The organism is Bacillus sp. UNC41MFS5 (assembly GCF_000686805.1).
Genome location: NZ_KK366017.1, coordinates 197,871 through 216,457, shown reverse-complemented (window position 1 = coordinate 216,457; position 18,587 = coordinate 197,871). Strand labels below are relative to the sequence as shown.

At 36.5% G+C, this 18,587-nt stretch carries 20 protein-coding genes; 8 read left to right on the top strand and 12 right to left on the bottom strand.

Features of this window, described 5'->3' with window-relative positions; all coding sequences use genetic code 11:
- Positions 1 to 234 precede the first annotated feature (234 nt).
- Positions 235 to 810 carry an HTH-type transcriptional regulator Hpr gene (locus BR30_RS0117360; RefSeq protein ID WP_026566067.1) on the top strand — a complete coding sequence of 192 codons (576 nt, stop codon included), beginning with the start codon at positions 235 to 237 and terminating at the stop codon, positions 808 to 810.
- Between the two features lie 6 nt (positions 811 to 816).
- Here the strand turns inward: BR30_RS0117360 and BR30_RS0117355 are convergent, their stop codons facing one another.
- On the bottom strand, positions 817 to 1,152 hold the full coding sequence (locus tag BR30_RS0117355) for a DUF1878 family protein (RefSeq protein WP_026566066.1): 336 nt from the start codon (positions 1,150 to 1,152) through the stop codon (positions 817 to 819).
- Positions 1,153 to 1,398: 246 nt separating this feature from the next.
- On the opposite strand from BR30_RS0117355, the gene BR30_RS0117350 reads away from it, so the two are divergent.
- The gene (locus BR30_RS0117350; RefSeq protein WP_026566065.1) at positions 1,399 to 1,578 is read left to right on the top strand and encodes a hypothetical protein; all 180 of its coding nucleotides are present in this window, start codon (positions 1,399 to 1,401) and stop codon (positions 1,576 to 1,578) included.
- A 91-nt stretch (positions 1,579 to 1,669) separates the two neighbouring features.
- Here the strand turns inward: BR30_RS0117350 and BR30_RS0117345 are convergent, their stop codons facing one another.
- On the bottom strand, positions 1,670 to 1,762 hold the full coding sequence (locus tag BR30_RS0117345; protein WP_026566064.1) for a YjcZ family sporulation protein: 93 nt from the start codon (positions 1,760 to 1,762) through the stop codon (positions 1,670 to 1,672).
- A 39-nt stretch (positions 1,763 to 1,801) separates the two neighbouring features.
- Positions 1,802 to 1,891, bottom strand: a complete 90-nt coding sequence (locus tag BR30_RS33890; RefSeq protein ID WP_035445724.1) for a YjcZ family sporulation protein — start codon at positions 1,889 to 1,891, stop codon at positions 1,802 to 1,804.
- 208 nt (positions 1,892 to 2,099) lie between these two features.
- Between BR30_RS33890 and BR30_RS0117335 the strand changes: the two genes are divergently transcribed.
- Positions 2,100 to 2,972 (top strand): peptidylprolyl isomerase, encoded by an 873-nt coding sequence (locus BR30_RS0117335; RefSeq protein WP_026566063.1) that lies wholly within the window; start codon positions 2,100 to 2,102, stop codon positions 2,970 to 2,972.
- Between the two features lie 45 nt (positions 2,973 to 3,017).
- Here BR30_RS0117335 and BR30_RS0117330 read toward each other — a convergent pair whose 3' ends face one another.
- The 6 genes from BR30_RS0117330 to BR30_RS0117305 all read right to left on the bottom strand — a co-directional run bounded on the left by BR30_RS0117330 (position 3,018) and on the right by BR30_RS0117305 (position 10,821).
- A complete protein-coding gene (locus BR30_RS0117330; protein WP_026566062.1) occupies positions 3,018 to 3,206 on the bottom strand; it encodes a sporulation YhaL family protein in 189 nt (62 codons plus the stop codon).
- Between the two features lie 106 nt (positions 3,207 to 3,312).
- Positions 3,313 to 4,257, bottom strand: a complete 945-nt coding sequence (gene yhaM, locus BR30_RS0117325; RefSeq protein WP_026566061.1) for a 3'-5' exoribonuclease YhaM — start codon at positions 4,255 to 4,257, stop codon at positions 3,313 to 3,315.
- 51 nt (positions 4,258 to 4,308) lie between these two features.
- The gene (locus BR30_RS0117320; RefSeq protein ID WP_026566060.1) at positions 4,309 to 7,314 is read right to left on the bottom strand and encodes an ATP-binding protein; all 3,006 of its coding nucleotides are present in this window, start codon (positions 7,312 to 7,314) and stop codon (positions 4,309 to 4,311) included.
- Between the two features lie 18 nt (positions 7,315 to 7,332).
- On the bottom strand, positions 7,333 to 8,553 hold the full coding sequence (locus BR30_RS0117315; RefSeq protein ID WP_026566059.1) for a metallophosphoesterase family protein: 1,221 nt from the start codon (positions 8,551 to 8,553) through the stop codon (positions 7,333 to 7,335).
- A gap of 122 nt (positions 8,554 to 8,675) precedes the next feature.
- Positions 8,676 to 9,929, bottom strand: a complete 1,254-nt coding sequence (locus tag BR30_RS0117310) for an ABC transporter permease (RefSeq protein ID WP_026566058.1) — start codon at positions 9,927 to 9,929, stop codon at positions 8,676 to 8,678.
- The gene (locus BR30_RS0117305; protein ID WP_026566057.1) at positions 9,922 to 10,821 is read right to left on the bottom strand and encodes an ABC transporter ATP-binding protein; all 900 of its coding nucleotides are present in this window, start codon (positions 10,819 to 10,821) and stop codon (positions 9,922 to 9,924) included. The genes BR30_RS0117310 and BR30_RS0117305 overlap by 8 nt, the downstream gene beginning before the upstream one ends.
- 124 nt (positions 10,822 to 10,945) lie before the next feature.
- Between BR30_RS0117305 and BR30_RS0117300 the strand changes: the two genes are divergently transcribed.
- Positions 10,946 to 11,131, top strand: coding sequence for a YhzD family protein (locus BR30_RS0117300; protein WP_026566056.1), 186 nt, complete (start codon positions 10,946 to 10,948; stop codon positions 11,129 to 11,131).
- 68 nt (positions 11,132 to 11,199) lie between these two features.
- Here the strand turns inward: BR30_RS0117300 and BR30_RS0117295 are convergent, their stop codons facing one another.
- The 3 genes from BR30_RS0117295 to BR30_RS0117285 form a co-directional block, all read right to left on the bottom strand.
- Complete coding sequence (locus BR30_RS0117295; protein WP_442852983.1) at positions 11,200 to 12,006, bottom strand: enoyl-CoA hydratase; 807 nt, start codon at positions 12,004 to 12,006, stop codon at positions 11,200 to 11,202.
- A 136-nt stretch (positions 12,007 to 12,142) separates the two neighbouring features.
- Positions 12,143 to 13,012: a Cof-type HAD-IIB family hydrolase gene (locus tag BR30_RS0117290; protein ID WP_026566054.1), complete on the bottom strand. Its 870-nt coding sequence runs from the start codon at positions 13,010 to 13,012 to the stop codon at positions 12,143 to 12,145.
- 121 nt (positions 13,013 to 13,133) lie between these two features.
- Positions 13,134 to 13,481, bottom strand: coding sequence for a YlbF/YmcA family competence regulator (locus BR30_RS0117285; protein WP_026566053.1), 348 nt, complete (start codon positions 13,479 to 13,481; stop codon positions 13,134 to 13,136).
- Between the two features lie 178 nt (positions 13,482 to 13,659).
- On the opposite strand from BR30_RS0117285, the gene BR30_RS0117280 reads away from it, so the two are divergent.
- From BR30_RS0117280 to BR30_RS33885, 4 genes are read left to right on the top strand one after another with little or no spacing between them, the layout of a single operon-like run.
- On the top strand, positions 13,660 to 15,042 hold the full coding sequence (locus BR30_RS0117280) for a YheC/YheD family endospore coat-associated protein (RefSeq protein ID WP_026566052.1): 1,383 nt from the start codon (positions 13,660 to 13,662) through the stop codon (positions 15,040 to 15,042).
- A 19-nt stretch (positions 15,043 to 15,061) separates the two neighbouring features.
- On the top strand, positions 15,062 to 16,147 hold the full coding sequence (locus tag BR30_RS0117275) for a YheC/YheD family endospore coat-associated protein (protein ID WP_051633748.1): 1,086 nt from the start codon (positions 15,062 to 15,064) through the stop codon (positions 16,145 to 16,147).
- Positions 16,125 to 17,489, top strand: a complete 1,365-nt coding sequence (locus BR30_RS0117270) for a YheC/YheD family endospore coat-associated protein (RefSeq protein WP_026566050.1) — start codon at positions 16,125 to 16,127, stop codon at positions 17,487 to 17,489. Before BR30_RS0117275 ends, BR30_RS0117270 begins: the two co-directional genes overlap by 23 nt.
- A complete protein-coding gene (locus BR30_RS33885) occupies positions 17,486 to 18,532 on the top strand; it encodes a YheC/YheD family endospore coat-associated protein (RefSeq protein ID WP_035445723.1) in 1,047 nt (348 codons plus the stop codon). Before BR30_RS0117270 ends, BR30_RS33885 begins: the two co-directional genes overlap by 4 nt.
- Positions 18,533 to 18,587 lie beyond the last annotated feature (55 nt).

Genomic DNA, 18,587 nt, shown 5'->3' with positions numbered 1-18,587 from the left:
AAATGTAATTAGGGAGATCAAACGATTTTTTTTAAATTTAATTTTCTAAAAGTTGTTATTATTCAGTGGATATCAAAAGTAAAAGAGTTGATTTATAACAAATTTCACTTTTTTAAAAAAATTTCGATAGATTATTGTTCAAATTTTTAAGAAATTTGTGAATTTTTTCTTTATTAATTTTTATTTTATTGGCATAATGAAAATAGAGAAATATAAAAGTAGGTGAAAATGGGGATGACTGAGAAACAATATTCAATGAAAGAAGCGATGATTTTTACCCAGAGAGTTGCTCAACTAAGCAAAGCCTTGTGGAAAGCGATTGAGAAAGACTGGCAGCAATGGATTAAGCCTTTTGATTTAAATATTAACGAACACCATATTTTATGGATTGCCTATCACTTAAACGGTGCTTCCATTTCGGATGTGGCTAAGTTTGGCGTCATGCACGTTTCAACAGCATTTAATTTTTCAAAAAAGTTAGAAGAACGAGGTTTGCTGCAGTTTTCCAAAAAGGAAAATGATAAACGTAATACGTATATTCAGCTTACTGAAGCGGGAGAAAGTATTTTACTTCAACTAATGGAAACCTATGAGCCAAATGGCAATGCTGTTTTTTCTGGTGCTTTGCCCCTTCGTGAATTATATGGTAAGTTTCCAGAAATTGTTGAAATGATGGCAATCGTCCGTAATATTTATGGTGAAGATTTTATGGAAATCTTCGAGCGTTCTTTTCATAATATTGAAAGCCGCTTCGTTGAAGAAGATGGGAAACTAAAAAAATCACAAAATCCTGAGCAAGAGCTGGTTTAATCTGTTTTATAAGTATTTTTCCAACTCTTGAAAAAGGGACAGGCAAACCTTTTGTTTTAAACAAGCATTTATAACTTCTTTAATCTTTAAAGTTGACGGTAAAGATGATGATAATTCATGAAAAAGCGGATGGAAGTTCACGTACCCTTCCGCTTTTTGTTCTTCCAATTTTAAGTTCATTTTGTCACATAAAGAAAAAAACTGTCCTGCTTCCTGTTCTGTAATTCCATTTTCAATTATAAGTTTATATAATTCGAGCTTCGGATTGTTGATTAACTTTAATAATAGCTTTTGATGATATTCAAGGAGGTTTATTCTGTCCATCAATTCATTTTCAGTCATTCACTAGGCCTCTTTTCAGAACTATTACATTTATATATATTTATTATTAACCTTTTAAAAGATGGGGTAAACCATTTTAACTTAAAACAGAGAAAATTTTTTTAGAAGGAAATTTCCTTCATAAATAAATTAGGTTCAAGGTAACCCCTTAAAGCCTAAAACTCTTCCATTCTTTATGACTATCTTTTTTTTGTAATTTTTGATATTGTATTAAACATAACACGAACAACAGGGAGGGAATCATTGATGATCTCCATTTTTATTGTCTTCGCTATTTTCATCTTGTTTTATGTAAATAAAATGACCAATTCACTTTGTATGCAAAAAGAAATCCCTGAAGAAAACCAACATAAGGTATTTCGTACCATTAATATCCTCATTACGATTCTTCTGATATCATCATACTTGGAAATTTTATATACATAATCCAACTAGAACGCCGAGCGAAAAAGGATATGTATAATTAACACATAGAAGCGATGAGAGTATTTCTCATCGCTTTTAGTTTGTGACCTTATTAATAAACCCAAGAAGCGCCGATGATGATTAATAAGATGAAAAGGACAACCACTAACGCAAATCCTGCGCCGTAACCTGCTCCACCAGACATATATTTACCTCCATTCATTAATGGTCTTTTTTGTGCATATTAACACCAACACCAAGAAGCTCCAACAATAATTAATAGGATGAAAAGTACTACAATTAGAGCAAAGCCCGCTCCATATCCATGGCTCATCGTAATACCTCCTTTTTCATTTTCTACGATATTCTATTCAACGAGTATTCATTTCGTTTAGGCACTTCCCAATTTTTTTTGAAAAGTTCAATTTTCCTTTTGTGGAAAATTTCAAAAAATAAACATAGTTATTATTTTTGCAGTAGTTACCATTTATGTTATAGTAGAGATTGTGGACAAGAATATACTATTTAGGAGAGATTTCATCATGAAAAAATGGATATTAGCCCTTACAATAGCCGGTGGAGTACTTGCATTAAGTGCATGTAACCAAAGTGGTTCTGATACAGTGGCAGAGAGCAAAGTGGGTAATGTTACACAAGAAGAACTCTACAATACAATGAAGGATAAGTATGGTGATCAAGCCCTTCAGCAACTAGTATATGAAAAAGTTCTATCTAAGAAATACAAGGTGACAGATAAGGAATTAAATGCAAAAATTGATCAATTAAAAACTGATCTAGGTGCAAATTTTGAAACTACCCTCGCACAATATGGTTATAAAAGCGAAGATGATTTGAAGAAAACAATGAAGTTAGGCATGATGCAGGAAAAAGCTGCCTTGAAGGGCGTTAAGGTAACTGAAAAGGAATTAAAGGACTACTATGATACGTACCAGCCTGAAATTAAAGCTCGTCACATTCTTGTTGCGGACGAAAAAACAGCAAAAGAAGTGAAGAGCAAGCTTGATAAGGGCGAAAAATTTGAAGATGTTGCAAAGAAATATTCAACAGATGAAGGTTCTAAGGCTAATGGCGGTGATTTAGGCTGGTTTGGTACTGGAAAGATGGATCCTGACTTTGAAAAAGCTGCATATGCTCTAAAAGTAAATGAAATTAGCGGTCCAGTTAAGTCACAATTTGGTTATCATATCATCCAATTAACTGACAAAAAAGAGAAGAAACCATATGCTGAAATGAAGGACGAAATCGAAACTCAAGTAAAAACTTCAAAATTAACTACAGAAGAAATTAATAAAGCGATGAAGCGTGAACTTAAAGCTGCAGATGTTAAAGTTAGCGACAAGGACTTAAAGGACGCGCTTAATCCTCAAACCGGAACAGAAGCTGCTGCACAGTAAACAGAACAAAAAGCGGAAACGCCCTTAAAGGCGCTTCCGCTTTTTTTATTCCCCTGTTGCTCCAAGTTCTTCCCGTTTTTCTTTTTCTCGTTCAAGGCGTTTCATATAGATTTCGCCTTCCTGCTCAATGTTTTCCATTTCTAATTGCCGCTCTTCTCTTCCCGTTTTTATCGCCATTAGCGCACTTATCACAATACCAACCACAACTGCATATACCCAAATAGGAATAGTCAATTTATCTTGCTCCTTTCATAGTGGTTGTCCACTTTTACTAAATCATATTCGTTTAATTGGAAATTATGAACTGTTACAAAAAAAATAACCTCAAACAGAGGTTATTTTACTTATGAAACACCGGCTTATAAAAGGAACGATTTTCCAACGCAAAAATTCTTTCTGAGAATTCACCTGGCTTCACTCTTTCCAAGGCACGATCGAGCATATTCATTTTCGCATCAAGATTATCGATATAATGGAGAATTTCTGCTTCTTTAATCATTGGCGGTTTTGGACTTCCCCATTCCGCTTTTCCATGATGACTCAGCACAAGATGTTGAAGAATTAGTACTTCTTCACCAGAAATACCTAGTTCTTCCGCTGCTTTACCAATTTCGTTAACCATAATCGTAATATGCCCAAGTAAATTTCCTTCAATAGTATATACCGTTGAAATCGGTCCTGAAAGTTCCAGTACTTTCCCCATATCGTGCAATATAACCCCTGCATAGAGCAAATCTTTATCAAGACTCGGATATAGGCTTGCGATTGATTTAGCCAAATCAAGCATACTCACTACATGAAAGGCAAGTCCCGATACAAACTCGTGGTGATTTTTTGTTGCAGCAGGAAACTCTAAAAAAGCCTTCTGATGCTTTTTAATTAAATGGCGTGTTATTCTTTGGATATTGGGATTTTTCATATCAAAAATATATTGTGTAAGTTTGCCAGCCATTTCTTCTTGGCTTACTGGGGCGGTCTCCAAAAAGTCATCCAACTTTACGCCGTCAGATGGGCCTGTTCGTCGAATTTGACGAATTTTCAATTGACTTTTCCCCCGATAATTTTGTACCTCGCCCAGTATTTTTACAATACTTTGTGGAGCATAACTCTTTTCATCCTCTTCATTAACATCCCAAAGTTTTGCTTCAATTTCCCCGCTTTTATCCTGAAGAATCAGTGTTAAAAAAGGTTTGCCGTTGCTTGCAATCCCTTTTGTCGAATTTTTTATTAGTAGAAATAATTCTACCTGCTCTCCAATTTCATGCTTTAATATTCCTTTACCCATCTTTTTCACGTCCTTCCCACTAGTAAGAGTATAACATATCCTAATATTACTCTATGAAATTATCTGAACAGCACCTTTTTCTAAAAAAAGAACATTTTCCCTTTGAAAAGAGGTCAGCAAATGCTTATGGCATGTAAAAAATAATAGTTGATTTCTTTTCATCCCTTTTAGTAACGCTAACACTTTTTCCGTCCTTTTCGCATCAAAATTAACAAAACTATCATCGATAATAATTGGGAACTGATATTTTTCATACACTGTGACAGCAAAGGCAAGCCGAATGGCAACGTATAACTGTTCGGTTGTTGCTTGACTTAGTTCATTTGCTTCAAATATGGTATGATCCTTTCGCTCAACTAAGAATCCTGAACCAGAATTTTGTAAATGGATTCTTTGATAGTTTCCATCGGTGAGAAACATCAAATATTCTTCCGCTTTTGAAATCATTCTTGGTAAATGTATGTTCTTATACTTTTCAATCGTATTGGAGAGGATATCTTGCGCTACACAGTAGACTGACCACTCCTTTGCGGCCTCTTCTAGTTCAAATTTTTTCTGCTTATAGTGATGGAGTATATCTGAGTACACGCCGCCCTCTTCTAATATTTGTATCTCGTATTTAATGGAAGCCTGCTCCTCTTGAAGTTCCTTTAGTTTAGCTTCCCAATTATGAACCTGCTGGTTACATTCAGCCACTAATTCTGTGCTTTGACGCATTTGGAGAAAAGTTTCTCTCTCTTCTTCTGAGAGATTTGAGTATTGCAGTTGACTCTGCAGTGATTTGAGTTTTTCTAACAGTTGACCATTTTTTTCTGCTTTTGCACCAATTTCGTAAAATTGTTGCTCTGTTTCCACTTTTGCTGATGAGATAAGGTTATGAAATTCTGTTTGGAGATGATTAAATGCTTGTACTTTTTGCCTTAAATCGGCTTCGAAGTCGCTAAGTTTCACCTTTCGCTCTTGACTCACGATTTGCTTAGCATGCTCCTCTTTCAACTTATTGCGCAGTAAATAGGCTGCGTTATACAAGTCCAAGCCCTTTTCATTTAAATAAAGATTTGAAAAATGGTTCAAACCTTTTACTATTTTTTCTAGTTGTTGTTCTATTTGTTGAAGTCTTAAGTGATATTGTTTTTTCTCTCTACTAATCAACTTAAACTGTTCAATCAGTTTGTAAGCTTCTAGTAAAAAGGACTCTGCAATATACTCAGGTATTCTTAGTTCACGACTAATGGAAGCAAGCTTTTCATTCGTTTGGGCTGTCTCCAACTCCCATTGTTCAAATTTAGCAATTATCTTTTCATATTGAGAATGTTGATGTTTTAACTTAATTTTTACGGACTGAAGCTCTGCTCTCCGCTGATTATCCAAGGCTAATTGTTCTTCTAGCTTTGAGATTTCAATATATTGGGCTGATTGCAGTTTTCGCTTTAACTCTTCTTTCTTTTCTTTTAATCCAGTTAACGTTTGATTTAGCTCTGCATCTTTCGGCTGTTTCTTCTTTTTTGTCATCAGGATGACTAGTAACATACACCCGAGAATCCCTATCGTGAATAAAAACCACTGCTTCGTAGCCCCCCCATAAACTGTTAGGGCAATTAAAATAACCTCAAAAAGTACATACTGAAGTTTCTTTTGCTTCCCTTCTCTTTCAACTGCGGCTTTATCACGTTCATTGAACTGTTGATAAAAGTCTATTTTGTCTCCTAAGTTTCTTAATTCCCTTTCTATGCTCTCTTTATCATTTCTCGAATTTACCTTATCTTCCAGTGCTAGCCGTTCCTGTTTTGTGAGAACCTGTCTCTCTGAAGACCGGACCTCTTTTTCGATTTCCTCTAATCTGCCTTTTTCTTCTTGATAATGATTCTCTAACTCTTCCTTAACTTCTTTTAACTTTTGGATTTTCTGTGATACTACTTCAACCTGGTTTTTCATATAAATATTTGTATTTAGAGCAAAGATTTCTTCTTCATCTATATTTAAATGAAGTTTTTCCCTAGTAATCGACAACTCTTCTTCAAAGGCTAAAAGTTTTGTTTCATATTGCAGTCTTTCCTGCTTTAATTGGTCGTAAAGAGGAACTTGATCCAGCAAAGCTAAGAGAGCAGGCTCATTTTTAAGAAACGAAAGATTGGGTTGAATCTCGGCCGCTTCCTCTCTCAAATTTTCAATTCTTTCGGAAATACTATTTATCTCAGCCTTATAGGGGTGGATGAGTTGATTTATCTTTTCGATTCTTTCAATCCCACGTACAGGGAATTCGACTTTTCCTAATTCATTCAGCTCTTTCTTTGTCCACTTTTCATCTTTGACAATGGATTCGATTCTTTTCCATTCATTAAGTTTTTCTATTTTCTCTTTTATCTCCTGCAACGAACGGTTTACTGCCTTCATTTCCTTTTCGAGCATTTCTTTCTTTTCTACTAAGTTTGTATAATCTCTATTTTTGGCTTCTGCTGCTTTCAATTCTTTATTTATTTCATGTAGTGCTTGTAACTTTTCATTCAATAAGGGTTTCTTCCCTGATGGCTTAAAGCGAGCATCGAGCTCTTTCTGAAGAACAGCTTCTGTTTTTGACAACCTTTCTGTCCCTAATGTCCCCGCGGAAAACAGGAATTTACCAATCTCTTCACTTTTCATCTGATGAATGTTTTGTAAACCCTGCAAATTAAAAGAAAAAATAGATTGAAATAGGCTTTTATCAAAGTTTGCTGTTATTTCCTTAAGAAGTTCTTCGCCGCCCATCTTGCCATTGTCCATAAAGACCTTAACATCACCTGCAGCTTTTCCCTTTACTCGTTCGATTACAGCACCGCCATGCTTTTCATGGAAAATTCGGATTTTACCACCATATTTAGTACTGTGTTTAGGCTCGTAACGGAGTTCGGTTGTTTGTTGTTTTGTAGGGAAGCCGAAAATAATTGCATGGATAAAGGCCATAATCGTGGACTTCCCAGCTTCATTCTCTCCATAGAAAACTTGAAAATCATGAAGGTCGGTAATTTCAACATTCTCTAATTGGCCAAACCCATATATATGCATTTCGAGAATTTTCAAATCTCCACACTCCTTCCTCTATGATTGATAAAGTAATTCGAGCAGCAATTTCTCTGCTTTGTTGATTAGTTCTTCTTGATCGGCAGTTGATAACTGACCGATATATTTTCTCCCTAATTGATGTTCGAATAAGGGGGCTAAGGCTTGATCTACATCTGGGTAGTGTTCAATTGTTTCAAAAAGTTCAGCATAAAAGTTTGCGTCTCTTTTCAACTGTTCCTTATCTATTTGCTGACCTTCAATAACAGTTAGGTCAACAATCCATACGAAGGATTCCTCTTCTTTTTCATTCTCCAATAGGAGTTCTAACATCTCGCCATTCAAGCTTCTCTGTTCACGCTCATCTGCTAGTACAATATTTTTCAAGGAAAGTGATAATAACGTTCCTTTTTGTTCCCTCCGAAAACTATTGATGGTTGTTTGGCATAATTGTAAAACATCAAGGAAGTTTTTGGCTGAAGCAGCATCAATTACTGTTTCTTCCCAAATAATATCGGCTGTTTCTAAAAAATTTATCTTCTTATCAAGATCAGTCAATGTTACATGATAAATTCCTTTCATACCTGTTTCTTTCTTATTCCTGCCTTGAATATTACCTGGATAAATAATCGGCGGAGATTCTGATAGGACAGCACGTTTATGAATATGTCCTAAAGCCCAGTAATCAAATTCTTTCTTATGTAAATCACTAATTGAGAAAGGGGCATAGTTATCATGTTCAACCCCTCCGCTTTCATTTCCATGGAGTATCCCAATATGAAAGTCGGCGCCATCTTTCTTCCTATAATCATCTATCTTTCTATCATAGACATGTCGTGTTGGATAACTGAAACCATAAAGATGGACGATTTCACCGTTCTTTGTATGTAAAACTTTGGTTTCAACCTCGCTTTTAAACACATGAACATTTTCAGGCATATTAAGGTGTACCCATGATCCGTTTAAATGGTCGTGATTGCCGTGGATGACATAAACATGAATCTCGTTTTCTGCTAACTTAAGCATCTCTGTCCGAAATCGAGATTGTGCACGCAGGCTGCGATCTTCACCGTCGAATAAATCGCCTGCTAAAATAACAAAGTCGACCTGATGATGAATTGCGGCCTCCGTTACCTTTTTTAAAGCCGTAAAAGTGCTCTCTTTAACTCGGCTAAAGATGTCTTGTGGTAAGTACTTTAATCCGACCATTGGGCTGTCCAGGTGCAGGTCCGCTGCATGAATGAATGATATTCTTTTCATAAGTCATTCCTTTCCACTTCTTTACTTCATTGTAGCACCACAGAAATACGAATGCACGTTCTTGTCAGTTATTTATTGAAAAAAAAGAGCATTTACCGATTGGTAAATACTCTTTTGCTTCCTTATTCGTTTTTTGTCAGTTGTAGTGCTTTTTTTATATCTTTAAAGGAATTCGATTGTCCATACATTAAGACACCACCACGATAGACTCGAGCGCCAAATATAGCTAAGAAAACAATCGTTGCTACTAAGATAGCAATTCCTACAACTGCTTCCCAGACTGGAATTGTCAACATTCCTACCCGCAGGAACATGATCATTGGTGTAAAGAACGGTATGAAAGATGTCACCGTTATGAACGGAGCATCAGGCTTTCCTAAGCCAAACATAGCAATCATAAACCCAGCGACTACGAGCATAGTCATTGGTGTAATCATTTGTTGAACATCTTCAATTCTGCTGACAAGTGAACCGAGAAATGCTGCAAGTGTGGCATAAAGAAAATAGCCAAGAATAAAGAAAACAACCGCATAAATAATCGTTCCTAGAGGAATATCACCAAAACCATAAACACCGAAAAATCCTTCTTTTAAAGATTCCATATTTTGTATAAGAGAGAAATAACCTACGGACAGAAATACAGCGAGCTGTGTCAGACTTAATAAACCGATTCCAATTATTTTTGCAAACATTTGTTTAATCGGAGAGACACTTGAAATTAATATTTCCATTACTCTAGACGACTTTTCTGTTGCTACTTCCATCGCAATCATATTGGCGTACATAATTACTGAAAAATATATGATAAAGAGCAAGACATAAACAAGTCCACGTGCCTGATCCAGTTCCTCTTCCGTTTTTGCATTCTTCTCTAGAGCAATTTTCTTAAAAGATACTGGTTCATAAAGCTTTTCGAGCTGAACAGGAGTCAACTGAATTTGTGAAGCTGCCAGCATGGTTTTTACTTGCTGAAGACTCGTTTGAAGGTCAGTATACAAGGCTGAATCAGCAATACTCCTTGCTTTATAAGTAGCCAACGGAAGTTTTTCATCATTTAAACCAAGCTGAACAATTCCTTGGTACGTTCCTTTTTCAACTGCTTTTTCTGCCTCTGCTTCACTGCCTCGAAAAAGTGTTAAGTTAATCTCTTTGTTAATTGTACTAACTTGTTTTTTGAATGGATCAAACAGTTGACCTGTTTCATCAAGCACAGCCACATTTTCTTTTCCATCATTTTTATCGAAGATATCAATGATATTAGTTAAGTTAGTTAAGACCAAGACAATAACGACTGTTAAAAGGGTTGTGATGATGAAGGATTTTGTTTTTAATTTGTTTATATAGGTGTGGAACAAAATAATCCAAAAACTATTCATATGAATCACCTACTTTTTCAATAAAAATATCATTTAATGATGGTTCTTCAAGGGCAAATTTCCTGATAAATCCTTGGTTTACTATCTCCTTAAGTATTTTTTCAGCTATGTACTCCCCCTCGATTTGCAGGTGAATTCCTTCCATAGTTGGTTTTGCCTTTACGACTCCAGGATAATTTTTCAAGAAATCTATTGGAAAATCGGCATGGATAACGAGGTTCTTTTTCCCAAAGGAACGCTTGATGTCTTTTAATGAACCATGGACGACAGGGCTTCCCTTGTGCAAGATACAAAGATGTTCACACATTTCCTCGACATGCTCCATTCTATGGCTCGAGAAAACGATAGTCGCCCCATCTTCTTTCAGAGATAGCACAGCCTCCTTTAGCATTTCCACATTTACTGGGTCAAGCCCGCTAAATGGCTCATCCAAGATTAGTAATTTTGGTTTATGGACGACGGCAGCAATGAATTGGATTTTTTGTTGATTACCTTTGGAAAGCTCCTCAACTTTTTTATTTTCATACTCAGGAATTTTGAAGCGCTCAAGCCATGATTTTAGTTCCGTAAGTGCTTGAGATTTTTGCATCCCTCTTAATCTGGCTAAATAGACGATTTGGTCACGAACCTTTAATTTCGGATACAAACCTCTCTCTTCAGGGAGATAGCCGACCAAATGACTGGCGGAATAGTCAATCGGCTTCCCGTCCCAAGTAATCTTTCCACCGCTAGTGTCCAGTAACCCTAAGATCATTCGGAAGGTCGTTGTTTTCCCTGCACCATTAGCCCCTAAAAAGCCAAACATTTCTTTTTCAGGAATCACTAAAGATAAGTCATCCACAGCTGTAAATTTCCCGAATCGTTTCGTGACATGTTCAAGTTTCAGAACCATTTCACACACTCCTCTCCATCCTTCATACGAATTTAACAAATTTTGGTTTCATTTTATTTTTGCGCAATTTTATTAATTATGTGAAAATAGATAAATAACAAGATTCTTTTAAGGGGTTGTTGAAATGAAAACGTATAAATTAACTGCTTTTGAAAGCACTGGGGAAAAAATTTTAGATGAATCCTTCCAGGCTGAACATGATGATGCGGCAAAAGAATTAGGCCAAAAATTGTTAGCAGAAAAAAACTTATTAGAACGTACACATCGATGCTCCTCACCAAGTGGTAAGCTATTACTCTTTCATTCTTAAAAATGAAAGCGCTGTAAATAGGGATAGGCTTAAAAATCAATAAACAAAGAAGCCGCGGGCTTCTTTGTTTATTTACCGATAAATCTGGGTTGTCTTTTTTCGATAAATGCCCTTATTCCTTCTTGGTGGTCAATGGTTTCGCGCATTTTTTGCTGTGAATGTTTTTCTAATTCTAAGATTTTTAATAAGTAAGGACGATGCATATCAGCTAATATCTTTTTCGTTTTAATCATCGCTTGAACGGGTTTGCTTAACCAATCTGAAATTCTAGCATCTAATGTCTCCTGAAGATTGGCTGCCGCTACTTCTTCGATTAACCCTAACGCAAACGCTTCATCAGCATCCATCATTTTCCCGTCCCAGATTACCTGTTTCGCTTTTGTCTCTCCTAATTTTTTCTCTAAGAAGAAATGAGCCCCTCCATCTGGAATCAGACCAATCCCGATAAAATTCATTGCTAGCTTACTATTTTTTTCAGCAATAATATGGTCAGTTGCTAGCGCAAGGCTGAATCCCAAGCCAGCCGCTGAACCTGTAACGGCACTAATAGTTAGTTTAGGCATGCTGTAAAGAGTAACAATTAGTTCACTAATACTGTCCATAACTGGATAGAAATCGCTTTCGTTCATGTTTGAAAGCATGGATTTAATATCGCCTCCTGCTGAAAAGGCTCTTCCTTTTCCCGTTAGAACGACAATATCGATTTCATCCGATTCGCTAATTTCCTTTAGCTTACAGACTAGCCCCCTAATCATTTCTAAGTCCAAGGCATTTAATGACTCAGGTCTGTTCATTTCTATTGTCGCCACACGCCCTATAACTTTTACATTCACCTTATCTGTTATAAAGTTTATCGACACGTGAAACCCTCCCATCCATTTGAATCAATTCCATTATATATGGAAATTAGGACATAAATATAGGTAAGTTTTTTAAAAATAGTGAATTTTCTATTCAGTTGTTTCAAAAAAAAGACATCAACGGCCATTCACCGTTGATATCTTTTTTAGGCTATTTTTTAATAATATTCATCTTTCTTAAAAACTCAATTGGCTGTTGTTTTCTAAAGTGTTCTTTTACCATATAAGCGACACCTTGTTCGTTCTGTGACCGTGTCACCCAATCTGATGCTTTCTTCACATCGAAATTTGCATTCCACATCGATACACCAAGACCTACAGCTTCAAGCAATGGAATATCATCGATTCCATCACCAATATAGACGATTTCTTGTCTTTGAATCCCTAATTGGCTTGCAAGGTATGATAATCCTGATAACTTTGAAACACCTGCAGGCACAATATCCAACCTTAATGAATCCAGTTGGATTAATTCAATCTCTGTATACATTTTTTGAAGTGCCTTTTTCGCATCCTGAAGGTCACTTTCTTCTTCAAAATAAACTTCTATCTTCGGAGGGCTCACTGGCTGGTCATGTAGATACTCTGTTAGTGACGACACGAATTGCTGCGAATAAAAGACCGGATCACCTGAGGTAAAAACGGTTTTTGCCAACAAATTATTATTCAATTTTAATTTATTTGCTAATGAAAATTGTTCGTGGACAAGACGAATTTGACATGGCAGTGCCTCTAAAAAGCTGACTGTATCATAGGAAATTTGTTCACCAATCCTTTTCACAAAAATTGGTTTGTCCTCAGAACTTGCAATAAATGCACCTTGATGGGTAATGAGGGGTGATTTTATTTTTAATGCCTTGGCTACTTTTCTTGTGGAAGGAAAGCTCCGCGATGTGACAAGCGTGACATAAATTCCTTTTTGCTGAACATAATCAATAGCCTCTTTAGTTGATTTATGGATTTTTCCGTTTGTTTGGAGAAGTGTGCCATCAATATTTAAAGCAAGCAAGCGATAAATCATTCCGTTGCCCCCTGTTCTTGGTGAAATAGCCTTTATAACACTTTTATGATTTTTTAGGCATTTGTAGAACAGAGCAAAAAAGAAAAAGCCTTCGGTTTATACCGAAAGCTCGCATTGTAATTTACATTTTTCCGTATAGGTCTTCTAGAGGTTTCATAATTACTTTGTTTAACTCGCCAATAACCATGCTCATCCGTTGTTCTGCTTGCATTAACCTAGCAATCTTTTCATTTTGCTGAACAACTCCTACAGTTGATTGTGCTTGCGCAATTTCTTGTTCAGAGATATCCTGCCCCATCATCTGTTTCTGTTGCAAGTCCATTTGGATTTTGCGGAACTGATCAAACATTTGTTTTGCTGCTGGGTCCGCATTTACTTCTTTATAGGCTTGTTGTAGTTGTGTGTATTCATCACTTTGACGAATAGCTGTTTCTAACGCATAGGCGGAATCATATAGATTAACTGCCATTGGTATCCACTCCTTTTTAATCAAACGCTTTTCTAATTCGAATCAACTATAACAAACTATTCACCAAAATGCGAGAATGTTAAAATCACCATCTCGATTAGTGTTACATACATTACTATATCAACTAATGCCCATAAGGAATAATGGTTCCAATATAGATAGAAATCGAGGAATGTTTATGTCTTTTCCATTAACTCAGGTTACCATTAAAGCAAGAAAACCTAAAAATACGAATGACAGCATGGTACAAATATCCAACCATTTGTTTACTAGTTTAGGATTAAACAAGAACCTTCAATTAAATATTAAGTTAGGAAAAAAGGCAATACAAACAGCGGTTCAACCAGTAGACCTGGACCCCCAAAATTTGATGCTTATTCCTGAAAATATTCTCAAGAATTTTTGCCTACCCACCCAGAGTTTTAAATTTCAAGCCATCTATCGGGAAGCTCTTCGAACACTCGAACTCGGACCTGTGATTGGACTAGTAATTGATTTCCCTTCCACTAAACAGGAAGAACCACACTTTCGTTCTATTCATGCTTTTTGCGAGGAACTTCATCAAGGAATTACTGAAATTGGTGGCTTTTTTTATGTTTTTTCCTATGAGGAATTTTTAAATCAAGGCTATTACCTGTTAAATGGGAAATGGAGATCGTTTGAACATCCAATACCGGATGTGATTTATAATCGTATACATTCCCGTAAACTTGAACAATCTGTCCCATTTAAGCAATTTCGTAAAAGACTTGAAACCATGATGATTCCTTTGTTTAATGAACGTTTCCTTTCAAAATGGGAAGTATATAATCAAATATTTCAAGAAAAACACCTCCTCCCCTTCTTACCAAAAACAAAAATCTACACAAAAGAGCATTTGTATGAACTTACCGACGAATGTGAAACGGTATTTATAAAGCCGGTTAATGGCAGCCAAGGAAGAAATATTATCAAGTTGAAAAAAGAAGATGAAATCCACTACACTTTACAAACCTCGATTGCATTACTTAACGACAACTCTAGCTACCAATACTCCTTAGACGAAATACACAACCTAATCAAGCCTATTCTCCATAATCGATTTTATATTATTCAACAAGGTATTGAATTAGTGGCGTATGACTCATGTTCCATGGACTTTAGGGTACTATGTCACAAAAATCTGAACAACCATTGGCAAGTTACCTCAATTGTGGCAAGGATAGCTGCAAAAGATGAGTTCGTTTCCAACATTGCAAGAGGTGGAAAGATGCTTAGACCGTTAGAGGTTCTGCGAACTTGTCTTGGACCTAAGAACGCTTTAGAGGTGCTTACACATATGAAAGAATTAGCAGTCGAAACAGCATCCATTATTAGTAACTCTCAAACAGGGATAACTGGTGAACTTGGCATCGACATTGGCGTAGACCAAGACGGAAAGCCGTGGATCATTGAAGTAAACTCTAAACCCTCGAAAAACTTTGAAGATGGATTAGGCAAAATCAGACCATCTGCGAAGGCTCTCATTCAATTTTGTACGCTGCTTGCATTCGATTCGACTTTTGTAAAGGAGGACCAGTAAATTGATTGCCTTTGGAATAATGACCATAAATTTGGACAGTGAGCAGACCTATATCAACGACATTGCAAACTTTGCAGAACCCTGTGGAGTGGAATGCTATCGCTTCTCCCCTGCCAATGTAAATCCACTTACATTACAAGTAAAAGGAAAAAAATTCATTTCACAATCAAAATCTTGGGCAGACAAGGAGTTTCCCATTCCAACTCTTATTTATGATCGTTGTTTTTACGGGGATGATGACTACTCCAAGCAGTGCATTCCGATTGTATCTTGGCTAAAGAACAGACCCGAAATAACCTTTTTAGGATATGGACTGCCTAATAAACTCGAACTCTATGACGTATTAAAAAGTACAGTTTTATCAGCTTATTTGCCCCTGACTCAGGCGGTTTCCAATTCTAGCATCGTGTTAAATGAATTAACTGCCAAGAAAAGAATGATTTTAAAGCCAATTAATGGCTCTCAAGGAAATGGTATTTACTATTTGAAAAAAAACAACAAATCCTTTCATGTTAAAACAGAAAAAAACAAGAATATTATCTCACGAATCTTTCCAAATGAAACCAAACTAAATAAATGGCTGCACCCACTTATTAGCAAGCGTCCCTACCTTATGCAGCCATATTTAGAATTATCCAATGATGACCTACAGCCATTTGACATTCGGATCCTCCTACAGAAAGGGATTGATGGAAAATGGGGAGAAATGGGCAGAGGTATTCGAGTCGGGAGTACTGGGGGAATCCTTTCCAATTTAAGTGCTGGTGGTTCGATTATTCCTTATTTGGATTGGTCAACCTCTTTTTTACCTGCTAAAAAGGAGTACATCCATCAGGAATTAGATTACATTCTTTCTAATCTTCCACCTATACTAGAAAATGCCTTTTTACCATTATTTGAGATTGGCATTGATATCGGAATTGCAAAAGATGAATCAATTTGGATTCTGGATATCAATTCGAAGCCTGGTCGAAAGGTCCTCCTTCATACACAGCCAGATATAAAGGAGACTTTAACCCTTGCCCCTTTGCTTTATGGGAAGCACCTAAGTCAAATGGATCTAAAAGAAAGGAAGAGCTATTATGAGAAAACATTATCTCATTGAAGTTGCTCAAAATGATCAATTAGTAGTTTTCTGTCCGCCTGAAATAATTAGAGAAAAAGAGTTATCACGAATTTCCTTTGGTTCAAGATCGATAGAAGTAGATTTTATCCCACATCCTGATCAAGATGATCGGATTTCAATCAGCCGGGAAATTCAACAAGCACTTCAATTTCCTAGTTTCAACATTCCACTTCATGTTTTCTTATCTAACCAAAGTCTAATTATCGGTCCACTTGTAGGTATTTTTACAGCAGGATTTACTTCCTTGCCATTGGAACCGATTGGCGATCGAACACAGTTTTTCTCAAAACTCCTTTCCGTTAATAAAATGGTGGGTGCCTTACCATTTGTGTTTGGAGAACAGCATATTGATTGGCATCGAGGAACCATTGAAGGGCACTTTTATCATAATAACAGTTGGGAAACGGTTGATATTCCCTTTCCAAATGTTATTTATGATCGACTTCCCAACCGAAGAAGTGAAAATAACCCAAGATTAATAAAAGTGAGAGAGCGATTGCAAAAAGAATATCTTATCCCTTGGTACAATCCTGGATTTTTTAACAAACTTGAAATTCATGAAAGACTTATTCAAGATGAAACCGTGTCTAATTTCCTTCCAGATACATTGCCGTTTACATCCTTCTCCTCAATCGAAACGATGCTTTCCACCTATGGCCATGTTTTTATCAAACCTAAAAATGGCAGTCTCGGCTTAGGCGTTCACCAAATTATTTACGACAAACACAGCGATGATTATTACTGTCGATACCAAGATAAAAGCAATGTAAACCGTCTGAGGAAATTTTCAAGTTTAGAAAGCTTGATGGGAAACGTATTTGCCAATCAATCCCTTGAAAAAATGCTAGTACAGCAAGGGATTAATCTACTCCGAACCGAATCCCGTTCCATTGATTTTAGAGTCCACACCAATAAAGATGATATGGGAAATTGGCATGTATCTGCGATTGCAGCGAAGATAGCAGGACCTGGCAGCGTGACCACCCATTCAAGAAGCGGTGGAGATATTAAGACAATGGAAGAGATTTTTTCCAATGAGGAATGTTCACTATATTCACAGAAACTCTCCAACGCCGCCTTGCTTTTAAGCAGCGCAATGGATCGGCATGTAGAAGGAATAATTGGTGAGATTGGATTTGATTTAGGTATCGACCGAAATGGAGAAGTTTGGCTCTTCGAAGCAAATTCCAAACCTGGAAGATCCATCTTTATTCATCCTGAATTAAAAGAATTTGATTTGCTAACCCGAAAATTATCAATTGCATTTGCCGTCTTTCTTACCGAACAATCCTTATTACACCTAGAGGAGTTAATCCAATGAAAATCAATTATCCAGGTCCTCAGGTTGGAATTCTGTCAGCAAGAAAAGCAGATGGTTCTATTGCTGGTAATGGCCCGCTTTTTATAGCATTACAAAAAAAGCTTATTTCACACAATGGAATAAGCTTTGTTTTTATACCAGAGGATGCTGGTAAAGACCATATTACGGGCTATACATTTTTACCTGAACAAAATCACTGGATAAAAGAAAAATTTCGCTATCCAGACATTGTATATAACCGGATACCCTTCCGAAAGTCAGAACAAAACGAACAATGCCAGCATTTTTTTTCTATTTTAAAGGAGAAGAATATCCCTTATTTCAATCCATGTTTTATTGATAAATATGAGCTCTATGAGGTGTTTAAAAAACATCCCTTTCTGAAATCGTTCCTGCCAGAAACCATCCTTATCCACGGGAAGAAGGACTTGTTCTTGTTTCAAAAGGAGCATAAAAGCCTTTATTTAAAACCTGCTCAATCTTCCAAAGGAAAAGGGATTCTTCGCTTAAGGCTAACTAGTGCTACCGGTCTTCAATTAGACGGGATACACCAGCATGAACTTTTTAAATCCTTTGATCATTTTTGGGAAAAACACGGTGTGGAATTGTTGGCAAAAAACTATTTAGCACAAGCTGAAATCAAATCAGCCAAGTATAAGGGAAATCGCTTCGATTTTCGTATCCTCGCCCACGGAGAAGACGGTGGTTACACTGTAACAGGAGTTGGAATTCGGCAATCTCAGACACAAGATATTACAACCCATATTCCATCCGGCGGTAGACTCCTGCCCTATGAAATTTTACAAACCAAGGAGCATGATCGTTTTATTGATGCGATTGTTCCAGAAATAGGGATGGCACTGTCTGATCGATTTGGCTATTTCGGAGAGTTTTCTATTGATGCCGGGGTAAGTATGACTGGCCATTACTATATTTACGAGGTAAATTCCAAACCAATGAGATTTGATGAAGAGGAAATTGAAGAAAAGAAGATTGAGCAACTTTGCCGTATTTTCTTCCAACTTTCCGGTTATGAAAACTGACAGAAAATTCATATTTAAATATTTTCCCAAACCAGTTAAGCTATAAGTAAGAATA